The organism is Mesorhizobium sp. M4A.F.Ca.ET.022.05.2.1, assembly GCF_003998845.1.
GTDB lineage: Bacteria > Pseudomonadota > Alphaproteobacteria > Rhizobiales > Rhizobiaceae > Mesorhizobium.
Genome location: NZ_RZOJ01000150.1, coordinates 1 through 12,591 on the forward strand (window position 1 = coordinate 1; position 12,591 = coordinate 12,591).

At 64.3% G+C, this 12,591-nt stretch carries 15 protein-coding genes and 1 pseudogene; 6 read left to right on the plus strand and 10 right to left on the minus strand.

Annotation, left to right across the window (positions count from 1 at the left end):
* Positions 1 to 29 precede the first annotated feature (29 nt).
* Positions 30 to 680 (minus strand): maleylacetoacetate isomerase, encoded by a 651-nt coding sequence (gene maiA / locus EN745_RS17525; protein WP_126054166.1) that lies wholly within the window; start codon positions 678 to 680, stop codon positions 30 to 32.
* A 4-nt stretch (positions 681 to 684) separates the two neighbouring features.
* Complete coding sequence (locus tag EN745_RS17530; RefSeq protein ID WP_127421860.1) at positions 685 to 1,383, minus strand: fumarylacetoacetate hydrolase family protein; 699 nt, start codon at positions 1,381 to 1,383, stop codon at positions 685 to 687.
* A gap of 63 nt (positions 1,384 to 1,446) precedes the next feature.
* Here EN745_RS17530 and EN745_RS17535 point away from each other — a divergent pair, with 63 nt between their 5' ends.
* Together EN745_RS17535 and EN745_RS17540 are read left to right on the plus strand one after the other, a co-directional pair.
* Positions 1,447 to 1,698 carry a hypothetical protein gene (locus EN745_RS17535; RefSeq protein WP_127421861.1) on the plus strand — a complete coding sequence of 84 codons (252 nt, stop codon included), beginning with the start codon at positions 1,447 to 1,449 and terminating at the stop codon, positions 1,696 to 1,698.
* A gap of 12 nt (positions 1,699 to 1,710) precedes the next feature.
* Complete coding sequence (locus EN745_RS17540; protein ID WP_127421862.1) at positions 1,711 to 2,394, plus strand: response regulator transcription factor; 684 nt, start codon at positions 1,711 to 1,713, stop codon at positions 2,392 to 2,394.
* A 90-nt stretch (positions 2,395 to 2,484) separates the two neighbouring features.
* Here the strand turns inward: EN745_RS17540 and EN745_RS17545 are convergent, their stop codons facing one another.
* The 4 genes from EN745_RS17545 to EN745_RS17560 are packed head-to-tail and all read right to left on the minus strand — an operon-like array spanning position 2,485 to position 5,789.
* Positions 2,485 to 2,913 carry a hypothetical protein gene (locus EN745_RS17545; protein WP_127421863.1) on the minus strand — a complete coding sequence of 143 codons (429 nt, stop codon included), beginning with the start codon at positions 2,911 to 2,913 and terminating at the stop codon, positions 2,485 to 2,487.
* A 13-nt stretch (positions 2,914 to 2,926) separates the two neighbouring features.
* Positions 2,927 to 3,187, minus strand: coding sequence for a hypothetical protein (locus EN745_RS17550; protein ID WP_126054171.1), 261 nt, complete (start codon positions 3,185 to 3,187; stop codon positions 2,927 to 2,929).
* A gap of 8 nt (positions 3,188 to 3,195) precedes the next feature.
* Positions 3,196 to 4,539 carry a hybrid sensor histidine kinase/response regulator gene (locus tag EN745_RS17555; RefSeq protein ID WP_126054172.1) on the minus strand — a complete coding sequence of 448 codons (1,344 nt, stop codon included), beginning with the start codon at positions 4,537 to 4,539 and terminating at the stop codon, positions 3,196 to 3,198.
* Positions 4,540 to 4,553: 14 nt separating this feature from the next.
* Complete coding sequence (locus EN745_RS17560; RefSeq protein ID WP_127421864.1) at positions 4,554 to 5,789, minus strand: FIST signal transduction protein; 1,236 nt, start codon at positions 5,787 to 5,789, stop codon at positions 4,554 to 4,556.
* Positions 5,790 to 6,003: 214 nt separating this feature from the next.
* On the opposite strand from EN745_RS17560, the gene EN745_RS17565 reads away from it, so the two are divergent.
* From EN745_RS17565 to EN745_RS17575, 3 genes are all read left to right on the plus strand, one after another.
* The gene (locus EN745_RS17565) at positions 6,004 to 6,504 is read left to right on the plus strand and encodes a (2Fe-2S)-binding protein (RefSeq protein ID WP_126054174.1); all 501 of its coding nucleotides are present in this window, start codon (positions 6,004 to 6,006) and stop codon (positions 6,502 to 6,504) included.
* Positions 6,505 to 6,630: 126 nt separating this feature from the next.
* Positions 6,631 to 8,982 (plus strand): xanthine dehydrogenase family protein molybdopterin-binding subunit, encoded by a 2,352-nt coding sequence (locus EN745_RS17570; protein ID WP_127421865.1) that lies wholly within the window; start codon positions 6,631 to 6,633, stop codon positions 8,980 to 8,982.
* 14 nt (positions 8,983 to 8,996) lie between these two features.
* Positions 8,997 to 9,791 carry a xanthine dehydrogenase family protein subunit M gene (locus EN745_RS17575; protein WP_127421866.1) on the plus strand — a complete coding sequence of 265 codons (795 nt, stop codon included), beginning with the start codon at positions 8,997 to 8,999 and terminating at the stop codon, positions 9,789 to 9,791.
* Positions 9,792 to 9,860: 69 nt separating this feature from the next.
* Here EN745_RS17575 and EN745_RS17580 read toward each other — a convergent pair whose 3' ends face one another.
* From EN745_RS17580 to EN745_RS17590, 3 genes are all read right to left on the minus strand, one after another.
* Entirely contained in the window at positions 9,861 to 10,349 is a 489-nt protein-coding gene (locus EN745_RS17580; RefSeq protein WP_126054177.1) for an SRPBCC family protein, read from the minus strand.
* 76 nt (positions 10,350 to 10,425) lie between these two features.
* Positions 10,426 to 10,920 carry a GNAT family N-acetyltransferase gene (locus EN745_RS17585; RefSeq protein WP_127421867.1) on the minus strand — a complete coding sequence of 165 codons (495 nt, stop codon included), beginning with the start codon at positions 10,918 to 10,920 and terminating at the stop codon, positions 10,426 to 10,428.
* 16 nt (positions 10,921 to 10,936) lie between these two features.
* The gene (locus EN745_RS17590) at positions 10,937 to 11,695 is read right to left on the minus strand and encodes a copper homeostasis protein CutC (RefSeq protein ID WP_245487757.1); all 759 of its coding nucleotides are present in this window, start codon (positions 11,693 to 11,695) and stop codon (positions 10,937 to 10,939) included.
* A gap of 292 nt (positions 11,696 to 11,987) precedes the next feature.
* Between EN745_RS17590 and EN745_RS17595 the strand changes: the two genes are divergently transcribed.
* Positions 11,988 to 12,443, plus strand: a complete 456-nt coding sequence (locus EN745_RS17595; protein ID WP_126054180.1) for a carboxymuconolactone decarboxylase family protein — start codon at positions 11,988 to 11,990, stop codon at positions 12,441 to 12,443.
* 6 nt (positions 12,444 to 12,449) lie between these two features.
* Here the strand turns inward: EN745_RS17595 and EN745_RS37080 are convergent.
* Positions 12,450 to 12,591 (minus strand): annotated as a pseudogene (locus EN745_RS37080) (cupin); the annotation flags it as partial.

Consider the following 12,591-nt stretch of genomic DNA (forward strand, 5'->3'; position numbering starts at 1 on the left):
CTCCCAATGCTCTACCCAGAATTGTGCGGCTACTCCGCGTCTATCTGATTCTCCGGCGCCGCCTTGCGGAAAGCCGGCAGCGCCATGCAGGCGGCGTGGATCCGCGAGATCACCGGGTAGGGCGCCATGTCGACGCCGAAGCGGGCATTGTTGGTGACCTGGGCGGCGAGGCAGATATCTGCAAGGCCGGGCGTGTCGCCGTGACAGAAGGTGCCGGTCTCGGGCGCTGAAGCGAGAATCGTCTCAAGCGGCTGAAACCCTTCGTTCACCCAGTGCCGGAACCAGTTGACGACATCCTGGTCGCCGGCGCCGAACAGCGTGCGCAGCGAGGTCAGCACGCGCAGATTGTTCACCGGATGGATGTCGCAGGCGATCATCTGCGCCAGCATTCTGACGCGCGCCCGGCCGCGCGCGTCCTTCGGCAGAAGCGGCGGCTCGGGCACGGTCTCGTCGAGATATTCGATGATCGCCAGCGACTGCGTCAAAAGCCGGCCGTCGCCAAGGATCAGCGCCGGCACCAGCCCTTGCGGATTGACCGCGAGATAGGTGGCTTCGAGGTGCTCGCCGTGGCGCAGATGGTGCGGCACGTAATCGTAACTGAGGCCCTTCATCTCCAGCGCGATGCGCACGCGGTAGGAGGTGGAGGAGCGGTAGTAGTTATGGAGGATCAGGTCGCTCATCGCTTCACGTCGTCGGTTGACCGATGTTGATTTCGATGGCGCCGATGCCTTCGACGCCGCCGGTCATCGTTTCGCCCGGCCCGACCGCGCCGACGCCGGCCGGCGTGCCGGTGAAGATCAGGTCTCCCGGCTCGAGCGTCACCGCCTCGCTGCAGATCGAGACGATGTCGGCAAGCGGCCAGATCAGCTCGGCAAGGTCGGCATCCTGCCGGACCTTGCCGTCGACGGCGAGCCAAATTCGGCCTTTCGAGGGATGGCCGGACTTCTGCGCCGGGACCAGTGGGCCGCATGGGGCGGAACGGTCGAAAGCCTTCGACCAGTCCCAGGGGCGCGCCGCCTTCTTCGCCTGGTCCTGTAGGTCGCGCCGGGTGAGGTCGATGCCGACGGCATAGCCCCAGACATGGGCAAGCGCCTCGTCGCGCGGAATGCGGAAGCCCGCATTGCCGATCGCCGCGACCAGCTCGATCTCGTGATGCAGGTTCGCGGTCAGCGGCGGGTAGGGGATGGTGGCGCCGCTGTCGACCACCGCGTCGGCCGGCTTGGTGAAGAAGAAGGGCGGATCGCGCTCGTCATTGCCGAGTTCGCGGGCATGCGCGGCGTAATTGCGACCGACGCAGAAGATGCGGCGCACCGCGAAGCGTTCGTGCGAGCCGGCGACAGCAACCGACGGTGTTGCGGGCAAGGGGAGGACGAATTCCGTCATGCGCTTCTTTCAATCTATATCTCTGGCCGGCACATTCGGCCGAATTGGGCCACCGGGCAAGGGATGCGCAATTGCAAGGCACTGGTCCTGCCGGCGGGCGCCCGCTGGATATCAGCGGAACAAGGCCGCGCCGACGTTCAAAAATCGTCGCGGCCAAAAGAAACAGCGCTGTGGGCCATCCGGCGGCATGTCGTTTACTTTCGTTTCCGGGTATGGCGCCGCCTGGGCACTGCAATCGACGGCAAGAATGGCGATGTATTGTTTGCCAATAATCTGGCCATGGTTGCCGGATTATCCTATTCTGAGCGCAAGTGAAGCGACCACATCATGACCGCAGTCAACGATCGCGCCCGGTTTCTGATCATCGACGACCATCCGCTGTTCCGCGAGGCGCTGCACAGCGCCGTGCAGATGGCCTATCCGGACGTCGATACGGTCGAGGCGCGCTCGATCGCCGAGGCGCTCGACCTGCTGGCCGGCCCGAAGCCGTTCGACCTGGCGCTGCTCGACCTCAGCATGCCCGACGTTCACGGGTTCGACGGGCTGCTGCAGCTGAGGACTCGCCATCCGCGCTTGCCGGTGGTGATCGTCTCCGGTTATGAGGAGCCTCGCATCATTTCCGAGGCGCTGTCCTATGGCGCGGCCGGCTTCATCCCGAAATCGGCGCGCAAGAGCGACCTCGCCGCCGCCATCCGCTCGGTGATGGATGGCGCGATCTATGTGCCGGAGACCTATGAGATCCAGGCGCCCGACGCCGACAGCATCGACCGCGCCGACATGGTGCAGCGGCTGGCGCGGCTGACGCCGCAGCAGCTAAGGGTCCTGCAAATGCTGCGCCAGGGCATGCTCAACAAGCAGATCGCCTATGAGCTGCAGGTCGGCGAGACCACGGTCAAGGCGCATGTCTCGGAGATTTTGCGCAAGCTCAACGTCTACAGCCGCACGCAAGCGGTGATCGAGGTGTCGAAGCTAGATAATGCAGAGCTGTTTCGGGATCAGGCGGGGTTTTGAGGTTTGCAATCACCCTGCAGGTGATAACGCCGAGCGAGCACGAAAAAGTGCACTGTCACCGTAATTCATTTCCGACAGACCCACAGGCCCCTAAAACGATATCGACGAAACGACTGCTCTCACTTCATCCAGTTCTTCATTCATAATCTCGCTTTCTTCGCCAAGGCCGACATAGGTCACGAAAGCAAAATCGTTCCCATTCGACAAGTACCAAGCAGACAACGTTTCATCTGCTTTCCGATACAATACGCCAACACTGATTGTGCTTGCGAATTTCTCCTCCGAAATATGATTGGTGTCTATGAGGTTGTTGTGGCAAAATTCGATCATGAACGATCTAAGAACATCGAAACCCGCGTTTGGTTTTTCCCCGCTCCGATATTTGGCGATAGAGAATTGAAGAGCGCCGACACCCGATGCCTTGGCTAAGGTAGGGGGCCACGCTCCAGGAACGTCGTCGGTTATGTCTTCCCATCCGGCAGCCAGGTCGAATGTGATGCCATGGAATTGTACTATCATTGCGATTTCTGGATCACTCCTGAGCTACTTGCTTAAGCTCGCGGCCATCGACAAAAAGTTGGACAATTCCTCCATCCGGGGGCCACAGGGACAGATATTTTCCGCTTTCCTCGATTTCGATGCGATTGGCAGAAGCGGATTCGGCGAAGAATCGGAATTCCACTTCTACTGTGGGATCGATCAGGTACTGGCGCGCCCAAGGCTCTACGACGATCCGGATCGCCCTATCTGTGTTGTTTCTGTAGACGATGGTTTGGTTGAGAGGCATCTGCAAGGACAGCCCTAAGCCAACAAATGCGCCAGCAGCGCCCGAAGCTGCGCCGGCTTCAGCGGCTTGCGCATCAGCTCGATGCCGGCGGAGCGGGCGGCCTTGGCGACAGGTTCCGAGCCGTCGGCGGTGACGATCAGCGCCGGCACCGGGCGGCCGAGATAGTCGCGGACCTCGGCGATGGTCGCGGTGCCGAGGTCGCCGCCGTCGAGATGCTGGTCGGCAATGACGATGTCGGGCACCCAGTCGGTGTCGCCGAGGAGATCGAGCGCATCGTCGGTCGAGGTCGCGGCGCGCACCTGGCACTGCCAGCGTTCGAGCAGGAAGGTCATCGCCTGCAGTACGTCGGCATCGTTCTCGACCAGCAAAACCTTGGTGCCGAACAGGCCGTAGCCGCGCGGCCGCTCCAGATCCGCCGTGCTGACGATCGCGTCGGCCGCGGCCCCCATGCCGACCGGAACGTCGATGTGGAAGATGGTGCCACGGCCGAGCTTCGACGAGAACGTCACGGGATGGCCGAGCGCCGCCGCCATGCGGCGTACGATGGCGAGGCCCAGTCCCAGCCCGCCGCCGGAAAGCCCGGTGTCGGTGAGCGCCGTGCTACCACGATGGAACTCCTCGAACACCGCCTCGCGCTGGTCGTCGGCGATGCCGCAGCCGGTGTCGGCGACGTCGATGCGGATGATATCGCCGCGATGCCTGGTGCCGACCAGCACGCCGCCGGAGCGGGTATAGCGCAGCGCATTGGACAGGATGTTCTGCAGGATGCGGCGCAACAGCGTGCGGTCGGAGCGCACCAGGACATGGACCGGCCGGAATTTCAGCGACAAGCCCTTCTTCTCCGCCTCCGGCAGGAAGTCCGAACGCAGCGAGGAAAACAGCGCCTCCAGGCTGACATCGCCGATCTCGGGCTGCACCACGCCGGCGTCGAGCTTGGAGATATCGAGCAGCGTGCGCAGTAGGTCCTCCATGGTCTCCAGCGAGCGCTCGACCTGGCGCACAAGCTTCTTGCCTTCCTCGCTGGTCTGCACTTCGGCCAGCGCCGAGACGGAGAGATGGGCGGCGTTCAGCGGCTGCAGCACGTCGTGGCTGGCGGCGGCCAGGAACCTGGTCTTGGAAAGGTTCGCCAGCTCGGCGGTTTCCTTGGCGGCGATGAGGTCGATGTTGGTCTGCTCGAGCCGGCGCAGGGTCGAGTGCAGCTCCTCGGTGCGGTTGCGCACCCGGTTCTCCAGCGAGATCGCGGTCTGGAACAGCGAGAAGGCATTGCCCTGCTGGTCCATCGAGCGCTCGACGCGGCTGACGAGGGCGGCGTTGATCTTCTTCAGCTTTTCGAGGTCGTTGATGTCCCGGAGCGGCATGGGCGGCCTGCGCGCTATTCGGCCGCCAGGCGATCGCCGAAGGCGATGCCGGTGAAGGTCTGGTTGAGGTGCATCGAGCGGTACTGTTCGCCATAGGTGCCAAAACCGATGACGTTGTTGACGCGGTAGAGTTCGGAAATATCCCTGAACACCTGGCGGTTGCGCGCGTCGAGCCGCCGCAGCACGCAGTCGAAGCCGAGGATCATGTCGATGCCGCCCAGCCGGTCCCGGACGTCGCTGAGCGCCGCGTGCGTCGCCTCCACCATGTTCTTCGGCTGGGCGATGGAGAGCACGACGCCGTCGTCGATGGCGCAGAAGAAGGAGAGCGAGCCGTCGGCATGCATCCTCTGGATCGAGCGGCAGTAGTATTCGCCGCCCACCTTCACCACCACCGGATGCGAGGCGAAGCTCAGCGGCGTCAGCGTATGCGGCAGGATCCCCACCGAGGCGGCATATTCCTCGGCGGCGTTGACGGCGTTGAATTCGCGCACGATGCGGTGATCGGGGTCGGAAGCGGTCACCACCAGCTTCTCGTCGGTGGGGATGAAATTGTCGGTCTTGAAGACGTGGAAGGGGATTTCGGTGGCGATCAGCATGATGATGGCGCTGTCGGAGGTGACCTTGCCGTTCGAGATCAGCGTAGTGGTCTCGAATTTGAGATCGTCGCCTGCCGAGCCGCCGATCAGCGGAATGCCGTCGAGCCCCCAATGGATGGCCGACGTCACCGCTTCCTCGGCATAGGACAGCCCGTCGATGAAGCAGAGCGCGAAGGTATCCTTGGCCCGTTCGTGCCCGACGCGGCCGCGCAGCGAGCGCCTGAGCGCCGCCACCTCGCCGGTGATCCTGTCCATGCCCGAGGAAGAGAGATTGTCGACCATGATGCTGGCCGTCGCGAACGAGGCGGAAGGCAGGAGCAGGGCAAGGATGTGGCCTTCCTCGAGGCCTTGCGGCGTGATTTCGCCTGCGGTCGAGCAGCCGGCATAGGCAAGCGCCGGCGCATGCTCCGTCAGCGCTTCCGACAGCACCCCCGCATCGACCAGGCTTTGGGAGAAGAACAGCAGCGCGAAGCCGGCGTCGATCGCCGCGGATTCCGCCGCGACCGCACGGGCAAAGGTGCCGGCGTCGGGCTCATCCGTGGTGAGCGCCGAGAGGCCGCATGCATAGCGCGTGCGCGAACTGGCCAGCTGCCTTCTCCTGCGTTTTGCTCCGACGTGTTTTTGTGCGCGTCGGGCGCGCGGCGTCGAAGGCATTGTTGTCTTCAAGGGGAGGCTTTGGCAATGGGCCGCCCCCCTCCGGCGTGACCGAAAGTACAATATGCGCCGTTTCGGGCGAACTGCATTCTCGCGCCGTGGAGGGGCTCGGCGTACTTTTTCCCGCATTTCTGTGCGGCATCAAGCAAACAGCCGGCGCGCCGGGAGGAAACGGCGCCAGGACACCAAGGCAAAAAATACCCAGGGAGGTTTCATGTCGGACATATCGTTGACGGTGAACGGCAAACGGGTCAGCGGCGCCGTCGAGGACCGCACGCTTCTGGTTCATTTCCTGCGGGAGGTTCTCGGCCTCACCGGGACGCATGTCGGCTGCGACACATCGCAATGCGGCGCCTGCATAGTGCATCTCGATGGCAGGGCGGTGAAGTCCTGCTCGATGCTGGCGGCGCAGGCCGCGGGGTCGAGCGTGGTGACGATCGAGGGGCTCGCCAACGGCGCCGACCTGCACCCGGTGCAGGCCGCGTTCAAGGAGCATCACGGTCTGCAATGCGGCTTCTGCACGCCGGGCATGATCATGACGGCGACCGACATGATCGCGCGCCATCCGGAAGGCCTCGACGAGGCCACGGTGCGCGCCGAGCTCGAAGGCAATATCTGCCGCTGCACCGGCTACCACAACATCGTGAAGGCGATCCTCGCCGCCTCGAAGGCGATGTCGAAGGGCGCCAAGGGCAAGGCGAAACAAGCTGCTTGATAGGGGAGTAAGGGAGTAGGGCAGTAAGGGAGTAGGTGAGTACGCCGTACCGAACCCGCTGCCGATTTCCCTACTGCCTTACTCCCTTACTGACCTACTCCCCTAAATTCCGGAGGAATTTCCGCAATGGGTATCGAAGGTGTTGGCGCCCGGGTGGCGCGCAAGGAAGACAAGCGGTTCATCACCGGCGCCGGCCGCTATGTCGACGACATGGTGGTTCCCGGCATGAAACATGCCGCGTTCGTGCGCAGCCCGCACGCGCATGCGCAGATAAAGAAGATCGACGTCAAGAAGGCGCAAGCCATGCCGGGCGTCATCGGCGTCCTGACCGGCAAGGAGCTCAAGGCCGACGGCATCGGCAACCTCATCTGCGGCTGGATGATCCATTCCAAGGACGGCACGCCGATGAAGATGGGCGCATGGTCGCCGCTGGCCGTCGACAAGGTCCGCTATGTCGGCGATGCGGTCGTCATCGTGGTGGCCGAAACCAAGGGCCAGGCGCGCGACGCGGCCGAAGCTGTCGAGATCAGCTACAAGGAACTGAAGGCGGTGGTCGACGCGACCAAGGCGCTGGAGAAAGGCGCGCCGCAGATCCATGCCGAAGCCGAGAACAACCTGATCTTCGACTGGGAGATCGGCGACGCCAAGGCGGTCGACGCGGCGATCAAGGGCGCGGCGCACGTCACCCGCATGAAGATCGTCAACAACCGGCTGGTGCCTAACGCGATGGAGCCCAGGGCAGCGCTTGGCCACTACGACAAGGCCGAGGATCATTACACCTGCTGGACGACATCGCAGAACCCGCATGTCGCGCGGCTGGTGATGAGCGCCTTCTACAACATCGCGCCGGAGAACAAATTGCGCGTCATCGCCCCCGATGTCGGCGGCGGCTTCGGCTCGAAGATCTACATCTACCCGGAAGAGATCGTCTGCCTGTGGGCCTCGAAGAAGACCGGCGTGCCGGTGAAATGGGTCGCCGACCGCACCGAGAGCTTCCTTTCGGATGCGCATGGCCGCGACCATGTCTCGACGGTGGAGATGGCCTTCGACAGGAACAACCGCATCACCGGCCTCAAGGTCGACACGATCGCCAATCTTGGCGCCTACATGTCGCTGTTCTCGTCCTGCGTGCCGACCTATCTCTATGCCACGCTGTTGTCGGGCCAGTACGACATCCCGGCGATCCACGCCAACGTTCGCACCGTCTACACCAACACGGCGCCCGTCGATGCCTATCGCGGGGCAGGGCGGCCGGAAGCGACCTATCTGCTGGAGCGCACGATGGAGACCGCCGCGCGCGAGCTCGGCGTGTCGCCGGCGGAGCTTCGACGCGCGAACTTCATCACATCCTTCCCGCACCAGACACCGGTGATCATGAACTATGACGCCGGCGACTATGGAGCCTCGCTCGACGCGGCGATGAAGGCATCGGACTATGTGGGCTTTGCCAAGCGTAAGGCCGCAGCCGCCAAGCAAGGCAAGCTGCGCGGCATCGGCATGAGCTGCTATATCGAGGCCTGCGGCATCGCGCCGTCGGCGGCGGTCGGCTCGCTCGGCGCCGGCGTCGGCCTGTGGGAATCAGCCGAGGTGCGCGTCAACGCCGTCGGCACGATTGAGGTGCTGACCGGCTCGCACAGCCATGGCCAGGGCCATGAGACGACCTTCGCGCAACTGGTCAACCAGCGCTTCGGGGTGCCGATCGACAGCGTGTCGATCGTCCATGGCGACACCGACAAGGTGCAGATGGGCATGGGCACCTACGGCTCGCGCTCGGGCGCAGTCGGCATGTCGGCGATCTCCAAGGCGCTCGACAAGGTCGAGGCCAAGGCCAAGAAGATCGCCGCGCATCTACTCGAGGCCGACGAGAGCGACATCGTCATCGAAAACGGCGCGTTGAAGGTCGCCGGTACCGACAAGAACGTGCCGTGGTTCCAGATGGCGCTCGCCGCCTACACCGCCCACAATCTGCCGGCAGGCATGGAGCCGGGCCTCAAGGAGACGGCGTTCTACGATCCGGCCAATTTCACCTTCCCGGCCGGCTGCTACATTTGCGAGGTCGAGATCGATCCGGAGACCGGGTCGACCGAGATCGTCCAGTTCGTGGCCGCCGACGATTTCGGCAACATCATCAACCCGATGATCGTCGAGGGCCAGGTGCATGGCGGCATCGCCCAGGGCGTCGGCCAGGCGCTGCTGGAAGGCGCCTACTACGACGCCAGCGGTCAATTGCTGACGGCGAGTTATATGGATTATACGATGCCCCGCGCGGACGACCTGCCGTCGTTCAAGGTCTCGACCTCGAACACGCCCTGCCCGAGCAATCCGCTGGGCATCAAGGGCTGCGGCGAGGCCGGTGCCATCGGCTCACCGCCGGCAGTGATCAATGCCATCACCGACGCCATCGGCATCGCCGACATCGCCATGCCGGCATCGCCCTCCACGGTGTGGACCGCGATCCGTTCGAAGACCAAGCACTGAGGGAGGGAGCAAGCATGTATTCGGTCAACTATCACCGCGCCGCCTCGGTTGCCGAGGCCGCCAAGCTGCTGAAGAACGGCGATGCCAAGCTCCTGTCGGGCGGCATGACGCTGATCCCCGCCATGAAAACGCGGCTCGCCGCGCCCTCCGACCTCGTCGACGTGTCGCGGCTGAACGACCTTCAGGGCGTCAAGGTGTCGGGCAAGACGGTGACCATCGGCGCCGCCACCACGCACCATGATGTCGCCAATAACGAGAAGCTGAGGAAGGCCTGCCCGGCGCTCGCCCATTTGGCCTCGCTGATCGGCGACCCGGCCGTGCGCCACAGAGGCACCATCGGCGGTTCGATCGCCAACAACGATCCGGCGGCCGACTATCCGGCGGCACTGCTGGCGCTGGGGGCGACGATCGTGACCCACAAACGCGAGATCGCCGCCGACAAGTTCTTCAAGGGCCTGTTCGAGACGGCGCTGAAGGATGGCGAGATCATCACGGCGGTGAGCTTCACCGCGCCGGCCAAGGCGGCCTACGAAAAGTTCCGCAACCCGGCCTCGCGCTATGCGATCGTCGGCGTGTTCGTGGCCAAGGGCAAGGACGGGGTCCGTGCCGCCGTTACCGGCGCCGGCGACGATGGCGTGTTCCGCTCGAAGGAGATTGAGGCGGCGCTGGCGAAGAACTTCGCGGCTGCCGCTCTCGATGGCGTGAAGGTGCCGGCGAAGAACCTGATGAGCGACATCCACGCTTCGGCGGAGTACCGGGCCAATCTAATCGCGGTCATGGCCAAGCGCGCTGTTGCCGCCGCCGGCTGACACTTGCCATCACGTGAATAGAGAAGGGGCCGTTATGGCCCCCTTTTCGCCGCCGTCGCTGGGCCTGGATCAGGCTGCCTGGCGATTTTTCCGTCCGGACAGATAGCGGCGCAGGCCGGCTTCGCCACGCGGCGTCGTCCAGCGGTGGTTCCAGGCAAAGGCCTGCCTCAGCAGTGGCGCCAGAAACTTCAGGATCGGCCTCAGCACCGTGACCTGCCAGATCAGGTTGACCCGGGTGCCATTCCCCGAGGGCGACAGCTCCGCCCGCCACAGACCGTCGAAATCGCCAAAGGTCTTGACCACCACAAGCCGGCCGGGTTCGAGCTCGGCCGCCTCGATGATGAAGTTCAGTTCGTAGGGCAGGGCGCCGCGGGCGCGGGCCCTGGCCCGCGAGCCGACCACGCCCTTGCCCTTCTTGTCGAGCGGCACGACCTCCTTGTAGACGTCGCCCCACCAGAGCGGAAGCAACTCGGCGTCGGACAGCACATCCCACACTTCCTGCGGCGTCGCTTCTGGAATGTCCCAGCGCTCGTCGAAGCGGAAGACGTTGCTTGGCATCACGGTTCGCCTCCAGTGGCGGAGACGATCACTTTAGCGACGGCTTGTTTCATGCGCCAGTGCCGCTCGCCGGCGCTCAGGCGAGTTGTCGGAGGTAGTAGCGCACGGCCTTCTTGCCGCCATGGATGACCGCGTCGCCGACCTCGGCGAATCCCAGCGCCGCATGAAAGGCGTCCGAAGCCGGATTGGGCGGATCGGCATTCACCTCGCAGGTGACGATCGCTTGGCCGGAGCGCGCGACATGCTCGAACAGATCCTCGTAGAGCCGGCGGGCATGGCCAAGGCCGCGCGCCGCTGCGGCGACGACGACCCGGTCGACATAGACGAAGCGCGGGTAGCGTTCGCGGAACCAGAGGAAGTTCGGGCTGTCGTAGTCGGCGTCCTGGTCGAAGGTCATGATGAAGGCCTCGAGCGCGCCAATGCGGCGCGCATAAAACGCCTCTCCGAGCAGGAAGGAGAGCCGCTCGGCTTCAAGCCAGGACAGTTCCGCCGCATGCTCGTTGTTGAGCGCGAGGATGGCGGGCTCATCTTCGGGCGAAACGCGGTCGATCGGCGAGCGTCCTTCGGTCATCGCATCTTCCCCGGGGTCAGGCCCTGACGGCCGCGATGGTCGCCGCCACCAATGCCCCGTCGGTCACCGTGGTTCGGTATTCGCGGTCGAGATCGCTGCCGCCCATGCCGACGCGCGGGTTGCGGTAGCGCATGGCGCTCGGCACATCGGCAAGTGCCGCGAAATGCATTTCCTTCAGCCCGGTCCTGGCGAGCACCTCGGCGATATTGTCGGGATCGAGCCCGCCGCAGCCGAGGATGATGATGCGCTCGCCAGCCTGGCGGACGAGCGCGGCCAGAAGCTCGGCGCCCTCCAGTGCCGAGTCGCGCTGGCCGCTGGTCAGCACGCGGCCGACCTTGCAGCGGACCAGTGCCTCGAGTGCCTCGGCCGGGTCGCGCGTCATGTCGAAGGCGCGGTGGCAGGTGACGTTGAGCGCGCCAGCCGCACGCACCAGTTCACCCATGCGGGTCTCGTCGATGGTGCCGTCGGCGTTCAGGCAGCCGACGACGACGCCGGCGACGCAGAGGTCGGCAAGCGCGCTGACATCGGCGAGCATCGAACGGTATTCGGCCTCGCTATAGAGGAAATCGCCGCCGCGCGGCCTGACGATGACGTGGAACGGAATGGTGGCAAGCTCGAGCGCCGCGCGCACAGTGCCGAGGCTCGGCGTGATGCCGCCTTCGACCAGGCTGGCGCAGAGTTCGACCCGGTCGGCGCCGGCGGCCTGCGCGGCAAGCAGCCCGTCAATGCCTTCGACACAGAGCTCGATCAGGGTTGGCTGAGAATTCTTGGTCAAGATGCGGTCCGTCCGTATTTTCGGCGACAGCCCTAGCATCGGGTCCGCTGCCGTGAAAGCGGCAATGATCGGTCCAGCAGGCGGCGGGCGGCCTGCATTCGACAAGGTATGCTTGACAATTCAATAGCTGAGGAGTTATGAGTTAATTCATAGCCGACGGGTTATTTATCGGGTGCGACGGGAAAGGCGTCGCCCAGCCCGCCGCTCGGCGAAACAAGGAACCCTGGAGAAGCCAGGAACTCCGGATGCTCGGCACCCGGGGCTTGTAATAACACGCCCGAAGGAGACCATTGTGCAAGCACGACTGAAAAACCCCGTAATGCTCATTCCCGGCGCACTGCAGGCATTGCTGGCCCTGGACAAGTCGACCGAGGCGGCCGACGTGCCGTATGTGACGCGCAAGCTCGTCCACCTGCGCGCCAGCCAGATCAATGGCTGCAGCGTCTGCGTCGATATGCACGCGCGTGAGTTGAAGAAGGCCGGCGAGAAGGACGAGCGCATCTTTGCCGTCTCCGCCTGGCGGCGGACGCCTTACTTCAGCGAGCCGGAACGCGCCGCGCTTGCGCTGGCGGAAGCCACGACCCGGCTGAGCGACCGGGCCGACCCGGTGCCGGATCCGATCTGGGACGAAGCTGCCCGGCACTATGATGAAAAGCAACTGGCCGCACTGGTGGTGCAGATCGCCCTGATCAACGCCTTCAACCGCCTCAACGCCGCCACCGAGCAACCTGTCGGCGCGTGGGGGTGAGGGCGATTACTGGCGCAGCACCGTGTTCTTGGCGCCTTGCTCGACCTGGTCGATGACCAGCAGCTTCACCGGACTGTCGCCGATATTGGTGGCCTGGTGCCACTGGCCGATCATCTCGACGATGAAATCGCCGGTCTTGTAGGTGTTG